Annotated in this window: 22 protein-coding genes; 1 reads left to right on the top strand and 21 read right to left on the bottom strand. The window is 40.9% G+C overall.

The genetic code is table 11. The annotated features are described in order from the left end of the window. The 15 genes from ACTNC0_RS10285 to tnpA form a co-directional block, all read right to left on the bottom strand. Positions 1 to 831 (bottom strand): response regulator transcription factor, encoded by an 831-nt coding sequence (locus ACTNC0_RS10285; RefSeq protein WP_008705219.1) that lies wholly within the window; start codon positions 829 to 831, stop codon positions 1 to 3. A 76-nt stretch (positions 832 to 907) separates the two neighbouring features. After that, positions 908 to 1,744 (bottom strand): carbohydrate ABC transporter permease, encoded by an 837-nt coding sequence (locus ACTNC0_RS10280; protein WP_441087277.1) that lies wholly within the window; start codon positions 1,742 to 1,744, stop codon positions 908 to 910. 13 nt (positions 1,745 to 1,757) lie between these two features. Then, positions 1,758 to 2,636: a carbohydrate ABC transporter permease gene (locus tag ACTNC0_RS10275; protein ID WP_055152973.1), complete on the bottom strand. Its 879-nt coding sequence runs from the start codon at positions 2,634 to 2,636 to the stop codon at positions 1,758 to 1,760. A 73-nt stretch (positions 2,637 to 2,709) separates the two neighbouring features. After that, positions 2,710 to 4,020 (bottom strand): ABC transporter substrate-binding protein, encoded by a 1,311-nt coding sequence (locus tag ACTNC0_RS10270; protein WP_441087276.1) that lies wholly within the window; start codon positions 4,018 to 4,020, stop codon positions 2,710 to 2,712. Between the two features lie 245 nt (positions 4,021 to 4,265). Beyond that, complete coding sequence (locus ACTNC0_RS10265) at positions 4,266 to 6,293, bottom strand: beta-galactosidase (RefSeq protein WP_441087275.1); 2,028 nt, start codon at positions 6,291 to 6,293, stop codon at positions 4,266 to 4,268. A gap of 207 nt (positions 6,294 to 6,500) precedes the next feature. Continuing rightward, positions 6,501 to 7,295, bottom strand: a complete 795-nt coding sequence (locus tag ACTNC0_RS10260) for a helix-turn-helix domain-containing protein (RefSeq protein ID WP_441087274.1) — start codon at positions 7,293 to 7,295, stop codon at positions 6,501 to 6,503. Between the two features lie 362 nt (positions 7,296 to 7,657). Next, complete coding sequence (locus tag ACTNC0_RS10255; RefSeq protein ID WP_441087273.1) at positions 7,658 to 8,299, bottom strand: bifunctional 4-hydroxy-2-oxoglutarate aldolase/2-dehydro-3-deoxy-phosphogluconate aldolase; 642 nt, start codon at positions 8,297 to 8,299, stop codon at positions 7,658 to 7,660. Between the two features lie 13 nt (positions 8,300 to 8,312). Then, the gene (locus ACTNC0_RS10250; protein WP_271728198.1) at positions 8,313 to 9,383 is read right to left on the bottom strand and encodes a sugar kinase; all 1,071 of its coding nucleotides are present in this window, start codon (positions 9,381 to 9,383) and stop codon (positions 8,313 to 8,315) included. Between the two features lie 30 nt (positions 9,384 to 9,413). Further along, on the bottom strand, positions 9,414 to 11,159 hold the full coding sequence (gene ilvD / locus ACTNC0_RS10245; protein WP_177285420.1) for a dihydroxy-acid dehydratase domain-containing protein: 1,746 nt from the start codon (positions 11,157 to 11,159) through the stop codon (positions 9,414 to 9,416). Between the two features lie 287 nt (positions 11,160 to 11,446). Continuing rightward, on the bottom strand, positions 11,447 to 11,674 hold the full coding sequence (locus tag ACTNC0_RS10240) for a GntT/GntP/DsdX family permease (RefSeq protein WP_118609842.1): 228 nt from the start codon (positions 11,672 to 11,674) through the stop codon (positions 11,447 to 11,449). A 259-nt stretch (positions 11,675 to 11,933) separates the two neighbouring features. Continuing rightward, positions 11,934 to 12,668, bottom strand: a complete 735-nt coding sequence (locus ACTNC0_RS10235; RefSeq protein ID WP_008705236.1) for a FadR/GntR family transcriptional regulator — start codon at positions 12,666 to 12,668, stop codon at positions 11,934 to 11,936. A 73-nt stretch (positions 12,669 to 12,741) separates the two neighbouring features. Then, positions 12,742 to 13,674 (bottom strand): LysR family transcriptional regulator, encoded by a 933-nt coding sequence (locus tag ACTNC0_RS10230; protein WP_119245289.1) that lies wholly within the window; start codon positions 13,672 to 13,674, stop codon positions 12,742 to 12,744. Positions 13,675 to 13,683: 9 nt separating this feature from the next. Continuing rightward, on the bottom strand, positions 13,684 to 14,091 hold the full coding sequence (locus ACTNC0_RS10225) for a DUF3783 domain-containing protein (RefSeq protein ID WP_441087272.1): 408 nt from the start codon (positions 14,089 to 14,091) through the stop codon (positions 13,684 to 13,686). 377 nt (positions 14,092 to 14,468) lie between these two features. Continuing rightward, the gene (locus tag ACTNC0_RS10220; protein ID WP_441087271.1) at positions 14,469 to 15,788 is read right to left on the bottom strand and encodes an IS200/IS605 family accessory protein TnpB-related protein; all 1,320 of its coding nucleotides are present in this window, start codon (positions 15,786 to 15,788) and stop codon (positions 14,469 to 14,471) included. A 40-nt stretch (positions 15,789 to 15,828) separates the two neighbouring features. Further along, entirely contained in the window at positions 15,829 to 16,266 is a 438-nt protein-coding gene (gene tnpA / locus ACTNC0_RS10215) for an IS200/IS605 family transposase (RefSeq protein WP_294652784.1), read from the bottom strand. A 343-nt stretch (positions 16,267 to 16,609) separates the two neighbouring features. Between tnpA and ACTNC0_RS10210 the strand changes: the two genes are divergently transcribed. Beyond that, entirely contained in the window at positions 16,610 to 17,833 is a 1,224-nt protein-coding gene (locus tag ACTNC0_RS10210; protein WP_441087270.1) for a dicarboxylate/amino acid:cation symporter, read from the top strand. 252 nt (positions 17,834 to 18,085) lie between these two features. Here the strand turns inward: ACTNC0_RS10210 and ACTNC0_RS10205 are convergent, their stop codons facing one another. The 6 genes from ACTNC0_RS10205 to garD all read right to left on the bottom strand — a co-directional run bounded on the left by ACTNC0_RS10205 (position 18,086) and on the right by garD (position 26,218). Then, positions 18,086 to 19,207 carry a glycerate kinase family protein gene (locus tag ACTNC0_RS10205; protein ID WP_291808985.1) on the bottom strand — a complete coding sequence of 374 codons (1,122 nt, stop codon included), beginning with the start codon at positions 19,205 to 19,207 and terminating at the stop codon, positions 18,086 to 18,088. Between the two features lie 23 nt (positions 19,208 to 19,230). Then, positions 19,231 to 20,238 carry a 3-dehydro-L-gulonate 2-dehydrogenase gene (gene yiaK, locus ACTNC0_RS10200; RefSeq protein ID WP_291808982.1) on the bottom strand — a complete coding sequence of 336 codons (1,008 nt, stop codon included), beginning with the start codon at positions 20,236 to 20,238 and terminating at the stop codon, positions 19,231 to 19,233. Between the two features lie 120 nt (positions 20,239 to 20,358). Continuing rightward, on the bottom strand, positions 20,359 to 21,249 hold the full coding sequence (locus ACTNC0_RS10195; protein WP_291808980.1) for a dihydrodipicolinate synthase family protein: 891 nt from the start codon (positions 21,247 to 21,249) through the stop codon (positions 20,359 to 20,361). Between the two features lie 126 nt (positions 21,250 to 21,375). After that, on the bottom strand, positions 21,376 to 22,773 hold the full coding sequence (locus tag ACTNC0_RS10190) for a GntP family permease (RefSeq protein ID WP_441087268.1): 1,398 nt from the start codon (positions 22,771 to 22,773) through the stop codon (positions 21,376 to 21,378). A gap of 147 nt (positions 22,774 to 22,920) precedes the next feature. Then, complete coding sequence (locus tag ACTNC0_RS10185) at positions 22,921 to 24,249, bottom strand: enolase C-terminal domain-like protein (protein WP_291808976.1); 1,329 nt, start codon at positions 24,247 to 24,249, stop codon at positions 22,921 to 22,923. A 460-nt stretch (positions 24,250 to 24,709) separates the two neighbouring features. Next, positions 24,710 to 26,218, bottom strand: a complete 1,509-nt coding sequence (garD, locus tag ACTNC0_RS10180; RefSeq protein ID WP_291808974.1) for a galactarate dehydratase — start codon at positions 26,216 to 26,218, stop codon at positions 24,710 to 24,712. Positions 26,219 to 26,310 lie beyond the last annotated feature (92 nt).

Raw genomic sequence — 26,310 nt, 5'->3', positions numbered from 1 at the left:
TCACTTTCCATTTCCAGCTTTACTGTTCAGAATTTCATAAAGCCCCGAGAAAGTTTCTCCGCTTTCACTTCTGTAATTCGACGGTGTACATCCAAATGTTTTCTTAAACAATTGTGAAAAATAATGCTGGTCATTAAATCCTGTTTTTTCACACACATCGCTTATCTTTTCACCTGTTTTAAGAAGACTCGCAGCACACATCAGACGAATCCCGTTTAGAATATCCACAAAAGTATAGCCTGTTTCTTTCTTAATCTTACGTGAAATATAACTCTCTGAAAAATGATACTTCTCAGCCAGATCTGCCAAAGAAATATTCTGCTCATAATTCTGCGCGATATCAGTCAGAATCGATTTGATTGCACCGGATGACTGTACAAAAAGACTGTTTACCTGCGATACCGCATCATGCTTTTCCCCAAATTCATCCTTCTGGCTTAATAACTTCTGTTCAAATCTTTTCTGTTCCAGACGGTGCATAACGTTATGCATTGTTTCCATCAGTTCATTTGGAGAAACCGGTTTAAGCAGATATTCATATACACCATATCGCATTGCCGATCTTGCATATTCAAATTCTGAAAATCCAGATAAAAGTACAACGGCCACATCCATAGACCGTTCTTTCACCATCTGCGCCAGTTCCAGTCCACTGAAACCGGGCATTCTGATATCAAAAATAACCAGATCGATCGATGTGCTCAATAAAAGTTCTTTCGCTTCTACTCCATTTGCAACCGAATACACATCTGTAATTCCTATTGATTTCCAGTCAAGACTCAGCAGTCCCCTGCGAATTACAGCCTCATCATCTGCAATCAACAAATTCATAACATTACCACCTTTTCCTGATTCAAAGAATCACTGCCCCATATAAGAAGCAGTGATTTCTTTTTTCTGAATCATATCATCCTTTTACAGCACCTGCAACCATACCTTCCATAATTTGCTTATGTAATAAAATATAAACTACAATGCTAGGAATAATTGTAATAATAACTGCCGCGATCATACCTACATAATCTGTAGAATACATCGCCTGGAAGTTGGTAAGTCCTACCGGCAGCGTCATTTTTGAACTGTCCGTGAGGAAAATTCTCGGCAACAGAAGATCATTCCACACATTGATAAACTGAACGACTGCAACTGTTACAACTGAAGATTTTGCTATTGGCAGGATAATCTTAAAGAAGCACTGAAATACCGTACATCCGTCAATAATTGCTGCCTCTTCAAGTTCTGTAGGAATACTTCTCATAAATCCGCAGATAATGAAAATGGCCATCGGAAATCCTACAGCAATCTGCGGAATAATAACAGCAAGATGTGTATCCAGAAGCCCCATCCCCTTAAAAATAGAGAACAGAGGAATTACCAGAGCACAAATAGGAATCATCATTCCTAAAAGGAAAATACTATGTGTAAGGTTTGCAAGCTTCCAATGCATTCTGGCAATTGCATAAGATGCCATTGTTGCAAGGATTACAGTAACCAGAACCGCAGAAACAGCAATAATAACTGAGTTTCCAAAGTATCTGAATACACCACCTTTTACAACTGCATTTACATAGTTTGTCATTGACCACTGTTCCGGTAATCCCCATGTATTCGTATACAATTCAGCATTCGTTTTAAATGATGACAAAAACAACCATACAAGAGGGTAGATACAAAGAATCGTAAACCCGATCAGCGATACATATTTAATAACGAGCCATATATTTTCTGAGGTACTTCTCTTCATTTCCCAACACCTCCTACACTGTTTCGTCTGTCTTGAATACTCTGTTGGAAATTCCTACAGATAACATACACAGTAACATTAAAACAACACCGATTGCACTGGCATATCCATAATTCAGAATATTAAATGACTGATAATACATATATGTAGACATAACCTCTGTTGCATGGTTTGGTCCACCTGAAGTCATAACAGCAACCAGATCGTAATATTTCAGAGAACCTGTAATAATCAGAACCGCGTCAATTTTCAGGATTGGTTTGATAAGCGGAAATGTGATGTACTTAAACTGCTGCCAGCCTGTAGCACCATCAATCTCAGCAGCCTCATAGAAAGAAGAATCAATATTTCTCATTGCAGCCAACTGAATTACCATATGATAACCAACATACTGCCACATAATAACAATAATGATACAAAGCATTGCCGTTTCTTTGTTAGCCAGCCACATCTGCTGCAGACCACCAAGTCCGATTGCTTTTAAGAAACCATTGAGCAGACCATAATTACCATTGTAAATGAATGTCCATGTAAGACCAACTGCTACACCACAGATTACGCATGGAAGGAAAAATACAGTCTGGAAAAATGATGCACCTTTGATTTTTTTGAAGATTGCATTACCAAAGAACATTGCTAATGGCATATGTGCCACCAAAGATCCGACAACCATCAGAATATTATTTCCAAATGCATGTTTAAATGTTTTATCACTGAAAAGACTCAGATAATTTTTGATTCCTACAAAGTTCATCTTTGACATCAGGTCTGTATCAAATAATGAAAGATATACATTATAAAAAATAGGAGCTAATGCAAAGATCGCATAAATAATAAATGCAGGCAATACAAAAAGTGCTATGGTTTTCTTATTACCCATTACTTTATTCATAGACAACTCTCCCTTTTAACAAGCGGAACCCAATGTAAAATCTCAGGTTCCGCCAATTTATTTAACAATCTGTTTATTTACTCTTGCTTTCTGCATAAGACTGCAGGGTATCAAATGCTTCCTGCACATCATCACCGTTTGCAATTCCAATTGCTGTATTGTTAAATTCATTTCCAAGATCAGTATCTACACGGTCAAACCATGGCGTCTGTGCCTTTGCATCTCCCAGAAGATTTGCGAAATCTGCACACAGCGGTGTTAATTTTGAATCGTCGATATCAATGTTTGTACTTGGGAAACGTCCATAATCATAAAGTAATAAAGAAGTTGATTCTTCGTTTGTCATATATTTTAACAGCGCTACTGCAGCATCTACATTCTTGCAGTTCTTAGTAATCGCATAAGAAGTATCAACAGAGCCAACTTCTACACCTGCATATTCTTCATTTACTGCCGGCATTAAGAAGCAACTAATATTTTCTGCTTCAGCAGCATTCTCTTTCTTATCCAGATTGGAGATTTCCCAACATCCGTTGAAGTACATTGCTGTCTGTCCATTTGCAAATTGTAACTGTGCCTCTTCTCTTGATACTCCGGTAAATCCATCTTCGAAATATCCTTTATTAACTTCTTCCTGGAACATTTTACCAGCTTCAACCATACCTTCATCGTTCCATTTTCCTGTGCCGTCTTTTATAGAGTTGAATAAATCCTCGCCTTTAATTCCATCACTCAGCTGCTGGATATACTGAGATACAAGCCATGCATCATCCGCTGTAGAAGCTAATGCAACAGGTGTAACTCCATTTTCTTTTAATGTGTCGCATACCTGCACATACTCATCATATGTAGTCGGAACTTCAAGACCATATTTATCAAAAATTGCTTTGTTATAATACATGATAGCTGTACTCTGCTGAGTTGGGATTGCATATACTTCGCCATCATATGTTAAAGGCTCTAAAATACCTCCATTGAAACTATTTTTCCAGTCCTCGTCTTCATCCAGATATTTCTGAAGGCTGACGATCTTATCACCATTTACAAAGTTTTCAAGATATCCAAGTTCCCATGTAAAGATAATATCTGTTTCAGAGTCAGAAGCCATCATTGTTGTCAGTTTTGTCTTATAGTCAGCGTTGGTTATGTTCTGAATTTCTACCTTTACTCCATACTCGTTGGACTCATTAAATCCATCAACGATCTTACGGTATCCTTCCATAAATGCATCTGAATCAGAACCGTTCATCATAATAGTCATTGTTTCTGAACTGCTGTCTGCTTTTGAGTCTGAAGAATCAGAACTTCCACCATTGCTTCCACAGCCGGTAAGCATACTTGCAGCCATTGCACCGATCAGTAAACACACTGTAAATTTTTTCATCTTATTTCTTTCCTCCCTGATTGTGATATTTGTATATATCTCTGTGTTTTCTATAAGAATATTTTATCAATTTTCACCTTCATTTAAAGAAAGAATTATGTCCTTTTTGTTTGTTATTTTGTCATTCATTTGTTAATTTTTTTCTTTTATAGTTTTTGCACAATATAATATCAATATTTAAAGGCAATATAAAACACAGGAATATCTATAAGAAAAATCTCCCTGTGTTTTACATTACCTATATCTTATGCTTCTTCAACAATTTTTATATTCCATGGTGAAACCGTGATGCTTTCTCCATCCTGTACAGATTCTCCTGATAACAACTCTGTACCATTTTTGCCATAATAAGAAACTTTCTGTTCTTCTGCGGAATAGTTCAGGATATATCTGACACATTTTCCCAGATCGTTGGTTCCTTTTCTTACGATCACCGGCCATCTGTATTCCGGAAGCTCTACCTCAACGCTCCTAAGTGCTTCTGTGATCACTGCTTTTAAAGTGTTGTCATCTGTCATGCAACCAATGTAGATGGCAGTTCCTTTTTCATAATGATTCTTAGTGATTGCTGCATATTCTTTCCAATTATAATGGTCATAGAACGCAAGTACTTCTGCTTCCTGAGGCATTAATAATTCCATGAATATTTTCGCTTCTGATTTTTCATCTGCTCCTTTTGCAGTTCCATTGATAATACTTCCTGACAGTCCTGTATTCTTCGGGAAAGTGAACTGCTGGTAGCTGATACCGAAACAGTTACTCAGAATATGCGGCTGCATTTCATGGCTTACTTTAACATTCTCATTTGCAAATGCGGTCTTAAATGTTGCCACCAGTGTACCGCCATTTGCTGTGTACTGTTTCAGTTTTTCCAGCAGTTCATCCGGTGCAGCATAGAGTGCCGGGACAAAGATCGCTTTATACTGATCCAGATTGTCTGATTCCGGCCATACAAAATCACACTCAATATTCATCTTAAACAGCGCATCATAAAGCCAGCGGACAACATCATTATATCCAATGCCGTTATCTCCTGCTGCAGTTGCTTCAATTCCAAACCATTTAAGAGCTGTTAATGCCTCATTACTTACAAGAATGGCAACATCATTTTTCTTCTTCAGATTTACCAGATGGCTTCCAAGCCTGGAGAATTCGTTTCCGATGATGCAGGCTTCACGATATGGTGCATTCTCCTGCATGTCATGGCTGAGAAGTCCTCTCCAGTATGTCTCAAAAGAATTATGGATAGAATGCCAGTGCCAGTACATCACACTGTTTGCACCGCTTGCCAGATGACTGTATGCCTGAAGTCTGAGCTGTCCTTTATAAGGAGTCCATCCCGGATAACCCTGTGCTTCTGTTTCCAGAACAAGGTAGTTATCTCTCTTCAAAGAACGTGTCATATCACCGCCAAATGCAATCTCTGCCCCTGTCAGGTCATCCTGTGTGGGATGATAAATATCTGTGCCTGCAATCGTCAGTGCCTTCGCTGCATGATAATGGTTTACATCCGGCTGTACTCCATAGGAATATCCCCTCCATTCAAAGTCAAAATTATGAGTAATAAACTGATCTTCTCTGCGGTATTCATTTACAATATCTGCCTGCCAGCTTAAAAACTCATCTACCAACGTTCTCTGGAACTTCTCAAATTCCGCACCAAGACTTCCATTGATAGTTCCTCTCACGTCTGGGAAATCCTCCCATGCATTGATACGGTTACTCCAGTAATCCAGACCAAATTCATGATTCATGACATCCAGATCATTATTAAATTTCCTGCGGAGATATTTCACAAATTTCTCCTGCACATTCTTTCCAGCTGTTCCGTAGTATTTGGTTTCATTGTCTACCTGAAAACCAATAACGCATTTTCTGTGTGCGGTACACTCCATTAATTTACGGATCACACGCTCTGCATAGAAACGATATACCGGATGAGTGATGTCCATGATCTGACGGGCTCCGTAAATACCTCTGCCCTTTACAGTCTCTGCCATTACATCCGGATGAGATTTCACCATCCATGTAGGAATCGCATAAGTAGGAGTTCCAATGATGACATTGATTCCTGCCTCTTCCATTGCGTCCATTACACGTTCTACATGAGAAAAGTCAAACGTACCCTCCTGCGGCTCACAGGTACTCCATGTAGACTCCGCAATTCTCACTGTATTGATTCCTGCTTTTTTCATCATTGCAACATCCTGCTGCAGACGGTCATATGGCATATATTCATCATAATATGCCGCTCCGAAAAGAAGTTCCTTCATTATAATAATATCCTCCTGTTAATATTTGGTTAACTGTTGATTTATAAAAAGCTCTTATAAATTCATCACTGCTATAATATATTTACGGGTATTTTTTATATCCAGTAATGATTTATCTATTTCATTACTTACAATGATATCTCTTATGAACCTTATATTAACCAAGTCGTGCGGATTATTCTATCATCTATTTTAGGTGAATATCATTTATTTTTGTTCTTTCCATTTTCCATATTTCTTTCTGTATCTGGCAGGTGTCATTCCTGTCTGCTTACGGAAAATATTCCCGAAATAACTCTGTGAGCAGAAAGAAAGATAATTTGCAATCTCTTTTACTTCATAATCAGAATAACGAAGCATATTTTCGGCAAGACGTATTTTTTCTTTACGGATATATTGCTGTATGGTAATCCCTTCAATCTTATGAAAAAGATCCGATAGGTAGCTGGTATTTACTCCTATTTTCTGCCCGATTTCTCCTATTACGATTTCACTGTGAAGATTCTGATAAATATAATTCTTTGTCCGTTCGACCAGCTCATTTTTGTGCTGGTTCTTATTAATTTCTGCCACACGCTCTGCAAACTCATATTCTGCCTGACGCATCATGGAATTAATCTTTACTGCATTATTCATGTCCTCAATCTTTAAAATATATCCATCCACCATAGAAAATGCCTCTTCCGGAACCATTCCACCATCGATAGCAGCACGGGAAGCAAGGGTGATAACACAGATAGCAACATTCTTCGCCTGCCGGACTGGATTTCTGGCCAGCTGCCCAATTTCCCCGCGATAGGTTTCCGACATACTGTGTTTAAGCATTTCCACATCACCACGTCGAATACTATCCATTTCGCGCAATTCCTGATCATAAGGATTATGAGGAATTTCCTGCTCCTGATGCTCAAAAATGACACTGGATACTTGTTCCTTTGCTTCTATAATATCTGTTTCCGACATTACATCTTCCTGCATCTCATCATTGCATTGTAACCCCATTTTGATTTCCTCCTGCTTGTATATCTATAATAAGATATCCTTTTACCTCAATAATTACTTTGAGAATTGCGGGAGCTGCTTTGCAGCGGAGCAATTCGTAGATATCAAGTTAGGGGCAAAATGCCTTTTGACCCTAACATCATTACTTTTATTCTATAACAGAAGAATATAAAAGTCACTTAATACCTGCTTCGCAGCTGATTCGGTTAAAGTAAACAAGATTATTGTTCACTCATAACTGTTCTCAACAGCCAAACAAAAAACTCTCGCATATCATATATTCCATAAACGAGAGTTTTTCCTTATTTCGACATTTTATAACATCAGAGCCAAAGCTAAGGCTCCAATATTTTTAATATATTTTATTTAAAGCGAATCTCATCCGCTAATTCCTTTGCTTCTTTTACCATAACCTGAATCTGATCAAATTCACCGTTTCTGATCATATCTCCTTTTACCATCCAGCTTCCGCCACAGCACAGAATCTTATCACAGGATAAATAGTCTTTCAAATTTCCGATATTTATTCCTCCTGTCGGCATAAATTTAAGGTTCTGGTATGGTGCTGCCATTGCCTTTATCATGGCAATTCCGCCAGCCTGTTCTGCCGGAAAAAATTTAACCACTTTCAATCCTCTTTTTACAGCCTGGGCAACCTCTGAGGGGGAAATACATCCAGGAAATACCGGAATGTTTTTTTTCAGACAATAATCCACGATTTCCGGGTCAAACCCTGGACTTACAATAAATTTTGCACCAGATTTCACTGCAAGATCTACCTGTTCTGTAGTCAGTACAGTTCCCGCTCCTACCAGCATATCCGGATATGTTTCTGATATCAGACGAATACTTTCTGCCGCTGCGTCTGTACGGAATGTTACTTCCGCACATGGAAGTCCGCCCTCAGACAGAGCCTTTGCTAAAGGAATCGCATCTTTTTTATCTTCCAGAACAACAACCGGCACTACTCCTAATTTCTGAAACTGTTCTTCTATTGTTTTCATAATCTCTGCCCCTTTATCTTTTTATATCAAAATTCATCTGCATCACATGACGGATCAGTGAAACATCATCGGTAATGTTTCCATCTCCATGAAGTGTATGCTTGATTGCACTGCTGGCCACTCCGAAATTTACGGTATCTTCCGGAGTAAATTTCTGCATAAGTGCGTAAATAACTCCACTTACAAACGCATCACCACCGCCAACACGATCCAGAATATTAAATGTCAGTTTTCTGCTCTCATAAGTCTTTCCCTCATACCACAGGTATGCTTTCAGACTGTTTTCACTACAGCTTGGAGAATATCGTACATGTCTGGCAATACATTTCAGATTCGGATATCTTTTAACAAATGCATTGAAGACTACCTCTTGCTGTTCTAAATCTGGCTGAAATGGGATATCATCCTTCACGTCTCCTGCACTGTAATTATTTTCGTCTTTCCATAAGTGATATGGTTCTATTCCCATCAAAACGTCGACATACGGAAGACACGCTGTACAGAATTCTCTTGCCTCTTCCCAGCTCCATAATGTACTTCTGAAATTCCCATCAAAGCTGACGGTGATTCCATTCTTTTTTGCAATTTTCAGACAGTCCATGATCATTTTTCTGCAACGCTCTCCCAAAGCAGGGGTAATCCCACTTAGATGCAGCCAGGTATAGCCATCCAGTAATTTTTCCAGATCGACCTTAGTAAAATCATACTCATCAAAAGCACTGTGTTTTCTGTCATAAATAACCTTACTTGGACGAATCCCATATCCAGTCTCCAGATAATATGTTCCTAATCTATGTGTCGGAGTTTCTTCAGATGTACTGAAAATTACAGGTGTACAGTCAACATCATTACTTTTCATCATTCTTATCGCACTTTTTCCAAGGCTATTATCCGGTACAACCGTAAAGTATGAGCTGTCTATCCCAAGATTTGCCAGAGACAATGCCACATTCGCCTCACTTCCTCCATATCTCGCTTCAAAACAATCTGCCGTCCGGATTTTTTCACAGTCAGGAGGAGTCAGACGCAGCATAATTTCACCCATTGTTATAAATCTTTGTTTTCTATTTTCTTCCTGATACATAGTCAATTCCTTTTCTCATATCCCATTTGATTAATATTCCAGATATGCACCCTTCATCGGACTTGCCGCATGCTGGCTGAATAATCTCAAAACTCCTTTTCTATATTTCGGCTCTCTTGGTCTCCAGTTTTTGCGTCTCTCTTTTAGTATCTCATCAATCTCTTCTGCTGTTTTACGCTCTCCGGCAATTCCAATGATATTCAGTTTTCGCTCCATTACATCAATTTCAATCAGATCGCCTTCTTCTACCAGAGCGATAGGACCGCCATCTACTGCCTCAGGGCTGCAATGTCCGATCACCGGACCTGTTGAAGCTCCTGAGAATCTTCCATCTGTGATCAGAGCGATACTTTTTCCTAATTCTTTATCACTGCTGATTGCCTCAGATGTATAAAACATTTCCGGCATTCCGCTTCCTTTTGGTCCTTCATAACGGATAAAGACAGCATCACCTTTCTGAACTTTATGTTTCAGAACCGCATCCAGACATTCTTCCTCACTGTCAAATGGTCTCGCACGAAGAACCGACTTGAACATTTCTTTCGGACACGCCGTATGTTTGATAACAGCACCTTCAGGCGCAAGATTACCTCTTAATACTGCAATACTTCCATCTGTTCCAATGGCTTTGTCATATGGACGGATAATATCTTCTTTTGAAATTTTAATACCATATCTCTGATTAAATTCCTGCAGCCATTTATCACATTTCTCATAAAATCCGTTCTTTTTCAGATCATCAAGATTTTCACCAAGAGTCTTTCCTGTTACCGTCATTACATCAAGATGCAGATGTTCTTTAATTTCTTCCATGATGGCCGGAACTCCTCCTGCATAATAGAAGCATTCTGCGGGCCATCTTCCAGCCGGACGAACATCTAACAGATATCTTGCATTTCTGTGAAGGCGGTCAAAAGTATCTCCTGTAATTTCTATTCCAAACTCATGTGCGATTGCCGGAATATGGAGAAGACAGTTTGTACTTCCTGAAATTGCTGCGTGAACCAGAATTGCATTTTCAAAACTTTCCATTGTCACAATATCACTTGGACGCATATTCTCTGTCTGCGCCAATTTCACCGCCTGTCTTCCGGCCTCTCTTGCATATGCCAGAAGATCCGGGCTGGCTGCCGGCATTAATGCGCTTCCCGGAAGTGCAAGTCCTAACGCTTCTGCCATAATCTGCATGGTTGATGCAGTTCCGATAAAAGAGCATGCTCCACAGCTTGGACATGCATTACATTTAGCCCAGTCCAGCTTTGCCTCATCAATTTCGCCTCTCTCATATTTCGCGCTGTACATACCAAGCTGTTCAAGAGTAAGCATCTCTGGTCCGGCATTCATTGTTCCACCAGGAACAACAACGGCTGGAATATTGACTCTTGCCAGCCCAATCAGATTTCCCGGCATTCCTTTATCACAGCTGGAAAGATAGACACCTGCATCAAATGGAGTCGCATTGGCATGAATCTCTATCATATTTGCAATCATTTCCCGGCTTGCCAGACTGTAATTAATTCCATCTGTTCCCTGACTTTCCCCGTCGCAGATATCAGTACAGAAGTAACGCGCTCCAAAGCCTCCGGCTTCTGCAACACCTTTTCTGACTTCTTCTACCAATATATTTAAATGTCCGCTTCCCGGATGACTGTCACCATAAGTGCTTTCAACCATAATCTGCGGTTTCCCAAGATCTTCCTTTTTCCATCCTGTTCCGATTCTTAATGGGTCTAATTCCGGCGCTAATTTACGCATTTCCTGACTTTTTAAATTCATGATTTTTCCTCCTGCTAAGCAATTTAGACGTAAGATTATTCGAGAAATCAACTTGTTGATACGTTACTGTTCACTCCGTTCTCAGTAACGTAGCCAAAATTCATTCCAGATTGCCTACGGCAATGGAATTTTGGCTTGTATGTCTCGGGATTTTGGCATATTTATGCCAAAACACCTCGCGGGATAGTGGTGTGTGAACAGTAACGTTAGTACACCAATACATCATTTTCGAAATAACCAGAGCATTTTTCAAACATGTGCTAAAATATATATATGGTAATTTTTTATTATGAAACGATAAACCATACGATCGTTGCTCCAACAATTCCTACTAAACCAACAATCGTTTCCATCACTGTCCATGTTTTCAGATTTGTCTTTTCATCAACTTCAAATAAAGATTTGGAAAGCCAGAAACCAGAGTCATTTACATGGCTGAAGGCTGTTCCTCCTGCTGCAATCGCGATAGTAAGTGTTGCAAGCTGCAACTGTGAAAGACCTGAAACCATAGGCATGTGTTGTAACTATTTTTATATTTCCGGCGCCTTGCTTGATCATGGCTACACTATAACAATTGGATTTTCAGCTTTCAATACATATGACGTATATATATATTTTTTCTGCAAAACGACAAAAACAGGCGGTGATTTTTCCTTATTCACCGCCTGTTTTTTGTATATTTTTACTATCTTTCATTAAAAAACGTTTTTATAACGTTCAATACATCTGATGTATTTACATTATTCTTGTTTGATTGATTAATAGCAGATGTACTTATATATCATCTGGTTCATGATTTTTTCTTACTTTTTTCTTTTTTTCCAGAAGTTCCATGATTACCTGCCGGTTATAGGTCAGGTGCATATTCATGGCACATTTTGCCCCTACAGGATCTTTATGTTCAATAGAGTTAACAATTGCCCTGTGTGTTTCCAGGGTTTCCTGCATCAGACTTCTGTATGTGATATTGGCAAATATCACAACTGATGTATTGATTACAGGAATCAGACGCTCTACTACCATATTTCCACTGAGTTTTGCCAGATAACTATGGAATTCTATATCTTTCTGGATATGATTATGCCCTTGCTTGTATAGCATCTCAACTTCATTACATAATTCACGAAGTTTTGCAATCTGTTCCTTCGTTGCCTTTCTACATGCCCATGTGACAATCTCCGGTTCAATCATCAGACGGACATCAAAAAGATCTAATGCCAGCTGATATCTGTCTTTTATCTGCCCAAATCCCAGAACATCATTCTCCATATAAACTGTGCTGATTACATAAGTTCCGTCTCCACGCCGCACTTCCAGAATCCCACGGCTTACCAGCCCCTTCACAGCCTCACGAATTGTACTTCTTCCTACATCAAATATCCCAGCAAGCTCAAATTCATTTGGAATTTTCTCACCAATTGCAATCTGATTATCTAAGATGTACTTCATTAGCTGATCCTCGGTTTGCTGACCAAGAGTCTTTTTTATCTGTACTTTTTTCTGACTCATTGTTTTCTCCTTATGATTGTATGTCCAGCAATATACAACAGAATCGGAATCAGATGTTCCGAATAGTTACTGATCACTCCGAAATTGCATTCTGCTCCAGATATTTCTGCAAAGAAGATACATACAGTTTCCCCATATTACTGAGAATAGAATTCTTCCTGGTTATATATCCGATTTCCATGTCACTGTTCTGGTTCTGCTCATCGCCCTCGAACGGGATTGCCAGATAATCACTGCCATTTAATTCTTCACAGATAATTCCTGAGCACAGAGTATATCCATTTAAACCAACCATCAGATTCAGCATCGTTGCACGGTCTGAAGCTTTGACTGTTCTGGTGTATTCGTTCGTAGACAAAATCTCCTCCGCCAGATAGAAATTGCCTTTTTCTCCCTGCTCAAAGGACAGGCACGGATATTTCTCAAGCTGGCTGTAACTGATTGATTTCTCTTTCGCTAACGGGTGATTTTTCCATAAATATACATAAGCCTGACAGTCTATAAGATGATGAAATTCCAGATTCGCTGAATGAAGAAGTTTCAGCAATGCTTTACGGTTAAAATCACTCAGGTAAAGCACACCAACCTCACTCTTCATAGTACTGACATCACTGATCACATCTGCTGTCTTTGTCTCTCTGATGGCAAATTCATATTCCGACATATCAAATCCCTGCGCCATATCCACGAATGCCTTTACTGCAAAAGAATAATGCTGAGTAGAAACACCGAATTTCTTCTTATAAGAACCGCCCTCGCTGTATTTCTCCAGAACACTCTCGTATTGACCATAAATCTGACGGGCGTACATCAGAAATTCTGTACCGTCATTGGTCAGAGTTACACCTCGGCCGCTGCGGTTGAAGATGGTGATTCCGAGTTCCTTCTCCAGCTCTTTTACAGCATTGGTTAACGATGGCTGGGAAATATATAATGCCTCGGCGGCTTTGTTTAATGAACCTGTTTCTGAAATTGTGATGATGTAATTCATCTGTGTTAATGTCATAGTCTCTCCTTATTTCCCCGTTTCCGGATGATACATTTGATGTTCCTTCTCCAGTTCTTTATAAAGCTGCATACAGTTCCAGTTCTGATTATGCTCTGTCAGAACTGCCTTATAATCCACCGGTGTTCCTGCTTTTCGCAATGTGTAGAGCACCTGGTCAAATAAATTCCCGGTGATTCCTGCAAGGATCAGCATTTCCTTTTCCATCTGTTCCTGCGGTATCAATGCTGACAAAATTCCTGTTGACGCAGTCTCCACCTTCCCAATCTCCTTCAAACCTGCCAGATATCCGATCGGCTGACAGTAATCCTGAGATTCCACTGTTTTTAAGCGGATTTTGAATGGCAGTAATGCCATTTTCAATTTACGAAGTTTCTGCTGATCTTTGAAATTTATTAATAAAATTGTTGGTTTCATTTCTGTTTTCCTCCTATAGTAACCCTCAAAGATTAACTTTGCTGATTTTCTTCCTATTATTTGTTATTTCGTATCCATAATTACAATTATACATTATCTCCTAATATTTATCGCTATCAATATAATCTGCCTTTTATGCTACATACAAATCCACTATATTTTCTCTCTCCATGCCCATAATATCACACAAAATCCGCCAAAGTGAACCTCACATGACTAAAGTCACATGCTTCCAGACGCTTTAGGCGTCAGACTAAATATCGGCGGATACGCCTGTAACTTAGGATAGCGCAGATATGCGCTTTTTCCATGCCAGATATGGCAGGTTCCCACATTACAGGTAGTCCGCTGTATATCTGCCTGTGTTTATGCTGCTTTTAAGAGTCCCATCTCTGAGAACTAAGTTCCCTTAAATCTGCATAAACACATGAGGTTCTACGCTTTACTGAAGGGACTTTTGCCTCCAGTAAAGACCTTTCCGTTACCGGAAGGGGTTTTAAAAGTTCACGGATAAAATATCTGGCTCCGATATTATAAGAAGCTGACAGGTCACAGTTAAATCTTTTTCCCGTCTGGAATGTACAGAGACTGTGATTTTTCCCATCACGCAGGACTGTTCCTGATCCATCGTACGCAAGTCTGCTGCTATTCCATGCACAGATCCTGGATATACGCATTCCTTTCCTGTGTGCCTGATGTTCACACCGTTTCTGGATATCCCGTTTTCTCCACAGGTGCAGTTTCTGCTTCTTACTTCCTGATATCCTTCCATTCATCTCCAGATACTCAAATATGATCACATCCACATGGTTCTCCCATGCATATTTTACAACTGCCCCTGCAATTTTTCTGCTCAGTTCTATATTCAGGCGTCTGGTATATGACCACCTTCCTCCTGTCTGTGCAGCTCCATGTTTCCTCTGGAATCTCCGAATCCGTCCCAGTGTGCGGTACATCCGGTCTTTTTCACTGGGAAAGTCAATAAACTTTCTCCCCAGGACAGTTCCGTCTGCCCGCATGATGGTACAGACTGCATCCGTATTGATCCCCAGATCCACACTGCAGATGATCTGGTCTTTTACAGGTGTCTGAGTAAGTGTCATTTCTTCTGTATAGGAAAAACGCAGAAAATATTTATGGTGTCTTTTTTCCAGTGTCGGGGCAGATGCCTTTTTCCCATACCAGTTCCTGCGCAGATATTCCATATCCGTATGACTTAAACACACACAGAACCATCTCCAGTCATGCCCATCATACAGTTTCAGGTATGCCTCATCTTTTCCCTCTGTCCCTTCGCGGTACATCACATCCCGGTAAAAGACCGGCATGGCATGATTTTCACAGGTGAGGTGCGGTTTCCCAGATAGTTCTCCTGTTGCTCCCCACTGCTCCAGACGGGTTTCATAGGAAGATACACTTCCCAGTGCATGCTGGATGGCTGCCCTCCTGAGATAAGAAGGCATCTTCGGGAAACGGATGTCAAAACCAAAACGTGCCTGGTTCTTTTTCGTTGTATGAACCAAATGCTCTGCCGCGTTAAAACGTTTCTTTGCTTCCGAGATCATTTTCAGTTCTGTCCACACCTGTTCATAGATTTCCGTCAGATAACTGACCGCCTGACGATAGATCTCCAGTGTCTGGCGGACCGGGATATTCTGTTTTCGTATTTCTACACCATAACTGGATACTATCTGCATTTTTTCCTCTTTCCCTGATAAAATAATTGATAAGATCCTGTTATATCTTTTCTTTTTCCTTCTGTCCTTTGATATAGGCAAGTACCTGTTCCCTGCTCCTGTCACTGACCGTCACTGCACAGTAAGAAGGATTCCACAGATGTCCTCCCCACAGTTCTTTTTTTAATTCCGGATGCGCAAGGAACATCTGTCGTGCAAGATTCCCTTTCATGATCTTGATCATATCTGAGATATAAAACTGGGGTCTGCAGTTCACGAGCAGATGAATATGATCCGGCATGACCTCCATTGCCAGGATCTGAAATTTATACTCCTCTGCAAGAGCTTGTAACATTTCTTTACATTCTGTATCAAGCCCGTCTTTTAAAACCTTTTTTCGATATTTTGTACACCAGATCAGATGATACTGTAAAGAATACACATATCCCCTACCATATGAAAGTTCATTTTTACTTATATTAAATATATCTTTTTCCATATTTATATTATACCATATGTATTTGTTCTTGGTAAACATTTGTTTGGATTTTTTGTAAAAAATTGCGCATCTAACTCATCACTAAAGTAACGAGAATGCGATGCACAGTTATTCAACACCTTGCATTGCAATTCACACGTTATTGTGGTAAAGTAATTTCATGCTATTTTTTCTGAGACCGGAAATTTATTGCAGTCTGCGCAGTAAAAATTAAGTACCCAGCATCTTGGCGTAAAAACTTAATTTTTCTGTACCAGCCAATTGACATCTTCTGTTTCTACTTAAACCATATATTCTACACACCTGCAAGTTATTTCCAGCATCAGAAAAATGAAGGAGGGAAATGAAAAATTTCTATTCGTGGTACAAAAAGCATATCACCACAGCAATCTTTATCGGCCTCATCCTCGGTATCCTGACAGGACTGTTTCTGGCAGGCAGATTTGAGCCGGTACTTACTGTCACAAGTCTCATCGGAAGCATTTACATGAATGCCCTGAACATGATGATCTTTCCACTGGTCTTCTGTTCTATCATCATGGGTATCTCCAGTATCGGTAATGCCCGTACAACTGGTAAGATCACAGCCGGAGCCATGATCTTCTTCCTGTGCACAACTGCACTTGCCAGCCTCGCAGGACTGATCATTCCGCGACTGATTCATCTCGGCGAAGATGTCAAATTCGAAATGGCAACTTCCGACATCCAGGCCACAGAAATGACCAGCATTCTGGATACCATCAAGAACCTGATTCCATCCAACCCGGTTGCAGCTTTTGCAAACGGAAATATGCTTCAGGTACTTGTATTTGCAGTAATCGTCGGCTTCACCCTCATCGCCATCGGTGAAAAAGGTGCAGCACTTCTGAAAGTGATCGATTCCTGTAACGAAGTCTGTCTGAAAGTAATCAGCACAGTTATGTATTTCACGCCAATCGGTGTCTTCTGTACGATCGTTCCTGTTGTGGAAGCCAACGGTACAGAAACAATCGTTTCACTTGCAACCCAGCTGATCATTCTGTATGTAGCATTCTTCGGATTTGCAATCGTTGTTTACGGCGGTGCTATCAAACTTCTTGGAAAAGAAAGTCCAATCAAATTCTTCAAGGCAATGCTTCCAGCAGCACTAAACGCATTCGGAACCTGCTCCAGCTCAGCAACTATTCCGATCAGTAAGCAGTGTATGGAAAATGAAATGGGCGTATCTGATAAAATCACAAGTATCGCCATTCCTCTTGGTGCTACAGTAAACATGGACGCTGTATCCATCCTGATGTCCTTTATGATCATGTTCTTCGCAAATGCCTGCGGTATCAACGTAAGCATTTCCCTGATGGTCGTAATCCTTCTGGCAAACGTGCTCCTCTCCGTAGGAACACCTGGAATCCCAGGCGGTGCCATCGCATCCTTCGCAGCACTCGCAACTATGGCTGGATTGCCGGCAGGTGTTATGGGTGTTTATATTAGTATCAATACGCTCTGCGATATGGGCGCTACCTGCGTTAACGTTATCGGTGATATGGCGGGATGTGTAGTCCTCAAAGAGAAAATCAAACTGGAAGATTAAATGAAACACAATAGGTTAAATGATAGAATTTAACCAAATCAGGCAATCAGCGAAACGGATTACGAATATCCACTTGACTTATAGCAATTCTCTAAAATAACGCATTATTTACGAGGATTGCTATAGAAAATTCATACATAAGGAACGAAAAAAGAGGCTGCCGCTTCGCGATTTGTCGCAAAAGTGACAGCCTTTTTTCTATTCTCTTTATTTTTACAGATCATATTTCCCTCTGCCGGTAAAAGATTCACTTTAAAGCAATCTGAACACCTGCTCTGCTGCAGCAGTCATATTTGCTTTTGCAGTTTCCGGATTCATTGCTTCTTCCAGTGTGGAAATCCCACGTACGATCGGGAAAAACGCATCTATTCCTGCTTCATTGCAGGCACCTGCTTCTTTTGTGACACTTCCTGCAAATGCAATGGTTTTCGCACCATATTTCTTTCCGAGCTTTGCAACACCTACAGGCGCTTTTCCCATAGCAGTCTGACGGTCCAGACGACCTTCGCCAGTTACAACCACATCTGCATCCTTCATTTCGTCTTCTACATGAACTGCCTCCAGAATAAGCTGTATTCCGGGTGTCAGTTCTCCATCCAGATAATTCAGGAATGCAAATCCAAGTCCGCCCGCTGCACCGGCACCGGCTGCATTCTGATTATCTTTACCTGTTATCTTTGCGGTAACCTCCGCATAATTTTTCATACCTGCATCCAGAACCGGAAGCATCTCAGGAGTAACTCCTTTCTGCGGACCATAAATATAGGTAGCTCCCTGCAGACCGCAAAGAGGATTGGTGACATCGCATGCAATCCTGAAATTACACTCAGAAAGAAGTTTCTTCTGGTTTGAAATTTTTACGGATGCAATCTTCGCAAGTGCCTGTCCTCCCTCTCCGGCGTCTTTTCCGTTTTTATCCACAAATTGATATCCAAGTGCTTTCAGCATACCAACTCCACCGTCGTTTGTAGCACTTCCACCAATACCGATGATGAAATTACGGATTCCACGGCTGATGGCATGGAGGATCAGTTCTCCCACACCATAAGTTGTAGCAGTTGCAGGATTTTTCTGATCTGAAAGTGTAATACCCGCAGCCGTTGCCATTTCCATAACCGCTGTGTTACTCTCCCGAAGATATCCATAGTATGCCTGAACCGGCTCATGATAAGGCCCGGTAACTGTAACGTCCACACGTTCTCCTTTCAGACCCTCGATCAGGGCATCCGTGGTTCCTTCACCACCGTCTGCCAGCGGTTTTACAATTACTTCTGTATCTTCACAGGCTGCAAGGATGCCTGCTTTGACAGCCATTCCCGCTTCCATGGAAGTCATACTTCCCTTAAATGAATCAACTGCAACTACAACTTTCATAGCCAAAACCTCCTGTTGGATTTTTACATTTCACATATTTTTTTCCAGATTTCTTCTTTGACCGGAATCCCTTTTTCCAGATTTTCCCGTCTTCGCTGCAAAGTTCCCTCGCCCGGATAACGTACTCTGCTACCTTCCTTTGCAGGGACAGATTCCTGAATATCTCTCAGTGTCTCTTCCTGAATCTCCTGTGCTCTGTCCGGGTTCTGATTCAGAATATCCGGCCATATTGCAATAAATACCTGAGTAAGACCATATTCAGCTTCACATTCCTTTCCAATTCCAGTCACTGTTTTTCCCAGGGTCAACATTCCCCCGATCAGATCCAGCACAACGGAAAGCCCGGAACCTTTCCAGTATCCGACAGGAAGCACTCTCCTTGTTTTCTCAATAGCCGCCGGATCACAGGTCAGATTTCCTTTCTCATCATAACCACCGGGATAAGGAAGCTGCTCACCATTTTGTCTGCATACAGACAGTTTACCATAAGAATACTGTGCCATGGCAGTATCAACTACTACATGATTTCCATTTTTATCCGGAACAGCCAATACAAAAGGATTATTTCCAATCCTGCTGTCTGCTGCGCCCCATGCCGGCATATTCGGACAGGTATTTGTCCAGCAGATTCCAATACATCCGGCTTCAGCAGCCTGCCAGCCATATGCACCACCCCGCATCCAGTGATTCGTATTCGACATTGTCACCATGCCAATACCATGCTGTCTGGCCAGTTCTATTGCTCTGTCCATTGCCATTTCCGCATTGAGATTTCCCATCCCCAGATGTCCATCCCAACGTTCTGCTGCACCATATCCGGTGATCTTTTCCGGCAGTGCATTTACATTAATATATCCTTTTCTGATATATTCTATTACTCTTGGAAAGCGCTGGTAACCATGAGAATATACCCCATCTAAAGAAGAATCGGCAAAATTCTTTGCCGATTCTTCTGCACGTTTCTCATCAAAACCATTTTTCACAAGAATTTTTTGCATTTTTTCTTTCATATCTTTATAAAAAATACGCATACTACATTCCCTGTCTTTCTGTTTTTCAGTAGATTTGATGCAACATCCAACAGTCCACTATTCCGAGACATATAAATCAAAATCCCATTACCAAAGACGATTTTTAATAACTGTCAATCATTAAACCAGTTTCATGTCAACGAGTACCTGATGGAGTTTTTCTTTTTCTTCCGGTTTCAGTTCTGCAATTGGGGAGAGGCATTTTCCTACCGGGATTCCCTCCTGAACCAGGCCCTCTTTGATAACTGCCGGGAAAGTACCCATGCTGCATGCAATACGAAGAGGAGCCAGTGTAAACTGTGCATCCAGAGATCCCTTAAGGTCTCCCTTCATGAATTTATCATAGATATCTGCTGTAATGCGCGGAGCTACATTGGCACAGGATGCGATTGCACCGGTTGCACCATAACACAGTGCTGCATGAATCAGAGTGTCTCTTCCCATCAGTACATGGAAATTGTCATTATCTCTTGTGAGACGAATATACTCTGCTGCATTTGTCATGTCCCCGGTACTGTCCTTTACTGCAACGATATTATCGATCTTTGCCAGTTTTGCAACAGTTGCCGGTGTAATTGTTACGTTTGTTTTCGGTGCATTATTATAGAGAATAATCGGAAGTGTTGTGCTTGCTGCGATCTCTGCATAATAATCATACAGTTCATCCTGTGTCTGGGATACAAACATAGGTGTCAGTACAGAAACTGCATCTACGCCAACCTCTTCACAGATTTTTACAAGACGGATAACGCCTCTGGTTGTGATATGATTTGCACCACCGTAAACCGGAACACGTCCTCTTGTCTCATCCTTTACTGTTTCAAGAATTTTACGATATGTATCATCATCAAATGCATAAAATTCTCCGGTTGTTCCCAGTGGGAATAAACCATGTACGCCATTGTCGATCAGATGATTTACCATCTGTCTCAATACCGGATAATTTACTTCTCCGTCGTCAGTAAGCGGAGTAATGATTGGCGGAATAATACCTCTTGGCACAAATCCCATTTCTTTGTCCTCCTTGTGTTTTAACTAATTGTGATGGTTCAGTTTCCATTGTTTTATAAGATACTGAATTAATATTGTCAGTTTTGTCTCACCCGGAGTATATACCGGATGACTTGTCTGCATTTTTTATATAAAGAACTGTGCGATCAACAGTTCCACTACACCCACAGCCGACATAATCATGGAAACAGCTGTCTTGCATCGTACCTGATCCTTTAGCTCTGTCAGTCCAAACATACCATTAAATACCCAGAATCCACTATCGTTGAAGTAGGAGAATGAAATAGCACCCACACAGCAGGATAAGGACATAAGCAGCGGACTGATACTGAGCACACTCATAAGAGGTGCAGTAAGGGAAGCTGCTGTTGTGATAGCTACAGTTGCAGAGCCAAGTGCGATACGCATAAGAGCTGCGATAATGAACGGAATCAGGACTGCAGGAAGAGGCCATGAAGTAACCATCTCACCGAGTGCTGTACCAATTCCACTTACCTTAACCACGTTGCCGAGAGATCCGCCGGCACCTGTGATCAACATGATGATACCTGTATCTTTAATGGCATCATCCATCATTTTCAGAACCTTCTTGTTATCTTCCTTCGGAACCAGTCCATAAATCGCAAGAAGTGTACCAATACCAAGTGCTACTATCGGAGATCCTACGAAATCGATCACGCTGCTGCCTTTATCTACAAAATCAAGGACTGTTTTCAGAAGAATCAGGACAATTGGAACAATGATTGGAAGTACGGATACCCAAAATCCCGGAAGAGGCTTTGCATCCATCATGGCATTTAATTCATCCATGGATTTAATGTACTCTTTTCTGAATTCTTTTCTGTCAAATCCACCGTTGTCATTTGGAATCTGATAGATTTTTTTTCCAATCCACTTTGTATACAAAACAACTACGATCAGCATAGGGATGGAAATTAATGCACCACCGATAATCATAGTTCCCACATCTACATTAAACATTCCTGCTGCTGTCAGCGGACCCGGTGTAGGCGGTACCAGACAGTGAGTCAGCTGAAGTCCTACTGCAAGGGAAAGTGCAAGGCTTACTACAGATTTACCCGTTACTTTTGACATTGCTTTACACAAAGGTGCAAAGATTACAATTGCGGAATCTGCGAATACCGGAATGGAAATAAACCATCCTGTAATTGCCAATGCCCATTCTTCTTTCTTCTGTCCGATAGCTTTAATGAAACTGTAAGCCATCTTTTCGGCAGCTCCGGATTTCTCCAGAATACCACCCATCATAACTCCAAGACCGATAATGATACCGGTACTCTTTAATGTGCTTCCAAATCCTTCCTGAATAGCAGTGATCAGACCAATCTGATTTGTGCCATCCGCAAGGGTTACATCCGAAATCGGCATTCCACCGATAATTCCTGTGATCATGGCTGCGATCAGAAGTGCCATGAAAGAATGTACTTTTGTTTTCATTACCAGGACGATCATTATAATGATTCCCAATGCAAGTCCTAATAACATCCTTGTTGATTCAGACATACCTTTCTCCTCATCATGGTGTACAACCGCTTAACTGTTGTTGCACCAATTGTTTCATATTCATATATAGTTTTTCTTAATTGTAACTGTTCAGCATTCTGTTAAATGCCCGTTTGCCAGACAGTCACTGTACAATTTTGTTTCTGATTATCTGACAAGGCATGGACGTTTGTTGTCAAATTTCCATCCAGGAATCAGATATTGCATTCCTTTGGCATCATCACGTGCGCCAAGGCAATTATCCATGTAAAGCTTGTGAGCTTTGAGAACCTGCTCGCGGTCAACTTCGATACCAAGTCCGCCCTTATTCGGAAGATCAATACATCCGCCAACAATCTGCATTGGCTCTTTTGTCAGTCTCTCACGACCTTCCTGCCAGATCCAGTGAGTATCAATTCCGTTCATCCTTCCAGGAATAGCTGCTGCACACTGAACTACCATTGCAAGACTTACATCAAAGTGATTATTGGAATGACATCCCCACATCATACCAAAATCATTACACATCTGACCTACACGTACAGATCCGTTCATAGTCCAGAAATGTGGGTCTGCAAGTGGAATATCTACGCTCTGCAGGGACAGGCAGTGATGCATCTGACGCCAGTCAGTATTGATCATGTTTGTTGCTGTAGGTATTCCGGTTGCCTGACGGAACTCTGCCATGATCTCACGTCCGGAGAAGCCATTCTCTGCGCCACATGGATCTTCGCAGTATGCAAGACATTCTTTTAACTGAGGAGCGATCTCCAGTGCTTCTTTCAGGCTCCAGCATCCGTTCGGGTCAAGGTCTACTCTTGCATCCGGAAATTCTTTCTTAATAGCCTGAACCGCTTTCAGTTCTTCTTTCGGTGCAAGAACACCGCCTTTCAGCTTGAAGTCTACGAAACCATATTTCTCATGAGTAGCTTTTGCCAAGGCAACAATTGCTTCCGGTGTAAGCGCCTCTTCATGGCGCAGGCGGTACCAGTCACATTCTGCATCCGGTTCTTCTTCATATGGAAGATCTGTTTTCTTACGATCTCCTACATAAAACAGATAACTTAAGAACTGTACTCTTTCTCTCTGGATACCATCTCCCATAAGAGCTGCTGCCGGAACATTCAGGAATTTTCCAAGCAGATCCAGAAGTGGTGCTTCAATCGCTGTTACTACATGAACTCCTGTACGAAGGTCGAATGTCTGTAATCCACGAACGTCATCTTTAATATTTGCATCCAGCCATTTACGTACTTTATTTAATGTCTGTTTGTAATCCGCAATGCTTGTGCCAAGTACAAGATCCTTTACCTGCTCCAGAGCAGTTGTGATCTTTTGTCCTCCCGGAACTTCACCGACACCTTCCACACCATTGGAATCTGTCAGAATAACAATATTACGGGTAAAATACGGCGCATGTGCACCGGAAAGATTCAGTTCCATACAGTCATGTCCGGCTACAGGGAAAATTTCCATTTTTTCTACAACAGGTATCATTTGTTTTCCTCCTAAGATTTTTGAAATCATTGCGGCCACAATGTTTTTTGTTTTCGTGTACTTTTTGTTTCTCTCATTTATGTATTTTATTATATACAATCCCGATTTTTGTGCAATTCGCATAATATCCAAGAAAAAATCGCTGATTTTTACACATTTTTGAATCTTTCACAATCTGCAATATCTGCATTTCATTTCATTTCAAAGTATTTCTTTTCATGTCATAAACCCGGTGCTTTCAGGTTTACATAAAAAATATTCCCAAAAATTTTATTCTCCTGTTGTTGAAATACGGTAGTACAATTCCTTGTAATACTTTTTATATAACAGAAAATCTGCCAGAAGTCTCTGTTATACAAAAAAAACAGACATACTGCAAAAATGTCAGTATGTCTGTCAGTTATCTTGTTATAAAAGACGTTAAAACAAATCAGCTTATCTGTCTGGCTGTATTTATATATCAGGTAATCGGTGCTGGATTAAAAATGCACAGATCATTGTGAAGTTTGTATTTCTCCGCAAAAGACTGATCTCTTCCGCTGGCAACTGCAATGATCTTATTAAACAATTCTGTTCCGATATCCTGGATCGTTGCTTCTCCTGTGGCAATCGGACCCGCATTGATATCGATCAGATCCTGCCACATTTCTTTCATTTCATTACGTGAACAGACCTTGATAACCGGTGCTGCTGCGAGTCCATATGGAGTGCCGCGTCCTGTCATAAATACCTGTAAGGTGATTCCTGATGCAAGCTGACATGGACCACAGACAATATCACTTGCAGGTGTTGCCGCATAGATCAGGCCATGTTTTGAAGGTTTCTCTGCCGGAGAAAGTACTTCTACAATTGGAGATGTACCAGATTTTGCAATAGAACCCATTGCTTTTTCTACAATATTGCAGAGTCCGCCTTTCTTATTTCCTGGTGTAGGATTTGCGCTTCTGTCTACCTGTCCTTCAGCGAGATAATGATCGTACCAACGCATTTCCGCTGCCAGTTTGTCTCTTACTTCTGCGCTCACACAACGTTCCGCCAGATAATGAACGCCATCGCGGACTTCTGTTACCTCAGAAAACATGACGGTTGCCCCACCTTTTACCAGCATATCCGCTGCATAGCCTGCTGACGGATTCGCAGTTACCCCGGAAAATGCGTCACTTCCTCCACACTGCATACCAATGCAGAGTTTGGAAAGCGGCAATGTCTCACGTTTTCGTTGATTCAGAATTGCAAGTTTCTTATCTGCCATTTCCATCAGAGCATTGATCATGGCATCAAATCCTTTTTTCTCCTGAAGAATAATCACATTTTCCGGTGTAATATCTGCCTCGTCCAGAAGCATCTGTACTGTAAATTTCTCACAGCCAAGTCCTACAACCATTAACTGTCCGCCAAAATTGGGATGTTTTGCAAGATTGCGAAGTGCACGTATGGGAACTTTTGCTTCCGGTGCATTGATAGCAACTCCACATCCATATGCATGATTGATTGGCACAATATCGTCTACATTAGGATATTTCGGCAGAAGTTCTTCCTTCATTCTCTTTACTGCCACATTTAACACACCGGTTACACACTGGACAGTGGTACTGATTCCAAGAATATTTCTGGTTCCTGCATAACCTCCATCAGAATTGACATAACCTTCAAAAGTAGTTACCGGCGGGTCTGGCAGTTCTGTAACAATGTTTTTACCATATTCCATATCATCCACAGACGGTGGCGTAGGCAGTTCCAGCATAAATTCATTGATCCAGTCGCCGCGTCTAATCGGATTCATGGCATACCCCAGAATTACGCCATATCTGATGACCGGACTGCCCTTTGGAATATCTGCAAGAGCTACCTTATGTGCCTGTGGAATATCCTGATTAATATGAAGTCCTTCAATCTCTGTTCCGGCAGTCAAAGGCTGTACAGCAATAGCCACATTATCTGACTGATTCACTTTAACCAACAATGACATTAGAAATTCCTCCTTCGTTTTGATATCTTTATTATAATGCCGCATGAACTGTAAGTAAAATTCGTTATAATTATAGTTCTCTTAATTTTTTT

The sequence above is a fragment of the Blautia sp. HCP3S3_B11 genome (assembly GCF_052064435.1).
GTDB lineage: Bacteria > Bacillota > Clostridia > Lachnospirales > Lachnospiraceae > Blautia_A.
The sequence above is the reverse complement of the archived record's forward strand: the minus strand, read 5'-3'. Positions and strand labels throughout refer to the sequence as shown.

Excerpts from the sequence above, each read along its gene's own strand:
- ACTNC0_RS10210 (WP_441087270.1), top strand. The coding sequence starts at position 16,610 with ATGAAAAATTTCTATTCGTGGTACAAAAAGCATATCACCACAGCAATC.
- ACTNC0_RS10220 (WP_441087271.1), bottom strand. The coding sequence starts at position 15,788 with ATGCAGATAGTATCCAGTTATGGTGTAGAAATACGAAAACAGAATATC.
- ACTNC0_RS10195 (WP_291808980.1), bottom strand. The coding sequence starts at position 21,249 with ATGGGATTTGTGCCAAGAGGTATTATTCCGCCAATCATTACTCCGCTT.
- ACTNC0_RS10205 (WP_291808985.1), bottom strand. The coding sequence starts at position 19,207 with ATGAAAGTTGTAGTTGCAGTTGATTCATTTAAGGGAAGTATGACTTCC.
- ACTNC0_RS10240 (WP_118609842.1), bottom strand. The coding sequence starts at position 11,674 with ATGCCTATGGTTTCAGGTCTTTCACAGTTGCAGCTTGCAACACTTACT.
- ACTNC0_RS10265 (WP_441087275.1), bottom strand. The coding sequence starts at position 6,293 with ATGAAGGAACTTCTTTTCGGAGCGGCATATTATGATGAATATATGCCA.
- ACTNC0_RS10235 (WP_008705236.1), bottom strand. The coding sequence starts at position 12,668 with ATGAGTCAGAAAAAAGTACAGATAAAAAAGACTCTTGGTCAGCAAACC.
- ACTNC0_RS10255 (WP_441087273.1), bottom strand. The coding sequence starts at position 8,299 with ATGAAAACAATAGAAGAACAGTTTCAGAAATTAGGAGTAGTGCCGGTT.
- ACTNC0_RS10250 (WP_271728198.1), bottom strand. The coding sequence starts at position 9,383 with ATGTATCAGGAAGAAAATAGAAAACAAAGATTTATAACAATGGGTGAA.
- yiaK (WP_291808982.1), bottom strand. The coding sequence starts at position 20,238 with ATGCGTATTTTTTATAAAGATATGAAAGAAAAAATGCAAAAAATTCTT.
- ilvD (WP_177285420.1), bottom strand. The coding sequence starts at position 11,159 with ATGAATTTAAAAAGTCAGGAAATGCGTAAATTAGCGCCGGAATTAGAC.
- ACTNC0_RS10275 (WP_055152973.1), bottom strand. The coding sequence starts at position 2,636 with ATGAATAAAGTAATGGGTAATAAGAAAACCATAGCACTTTTTGTATTG.
- ACTNC0_RS10230 (WP_119245289.1), bottom strand. The coding sequence starts at position 13,674 with ATGACATTAACACAGATGAATTACATCATCACAATTTCAGAAACAGGT.
- ACTNC0_RS10270 (WP_441087276.1), bottom strand. The coding sequence starts at position 4,020 with ATGAAAAAATTTACAGTGTGTTTACTGATCGGTGCAATGGCTGCAAGT.
- ACTNC0_RS10185 (WP_291808976.1), bottom strand. The coding sequence starts at position 24,249 with ATGATACCTGTTGTAGAAAAAATGGAAATTTTCCCTGTAGCCGGACAT.
- tnpA (WP_294652784.1), bottom strand. The coding sequence starts at position 16,266 with ATGGAAAAAGATATATTTAATATAAGTAAAAATGAACTTTCATATGGT.
- ACTNC0_RS10280 (WP_441087277.1), bottom strand. The coding sequence starts at position 1,744 with ATGAAGAGAAGTACCTCAGAAAATATATGGCTCGTTATTAAATATGTA.
- ACTNC0_RS10190 (WP_441087268.1), bottom strand. The coding sequence starts at position 22,773 with ATGTCTGAATCAACAAGGATGTTATTAGGACTTGCATTGGGAATCATT.
- ACTNC0_RS10285 (WP_008705219.1), bottom strand. The coding sequence starts at position 831 with ATGAATTTGTTGATTGCAGATGATGAGGCTGTAATTCGCAGGGGACTG.
- garD (WP_291808974.1), bottom strand. The coding sequence starts at position 26,218 with ATGTCATTGTTGGTTAAAGTGAATCAGTCAGATAATGTGGCTATTGCT.
- ACTNC0_RS10260 (WP_441087274.1), bottom strand. The coding sequence starts at position 7,295 with ATGGGGTTACAATGCAATGATGAGATGCAGGAAGATGTAATGTCGGAA.
- ACTNC0_RS10225 (WP_441087272.1), bottom strand. The coding sequence starts at position 14,091 with ATGAAACCAACAATTTTATTAATAAATTTCAAAGATCAGCAGAAACTT.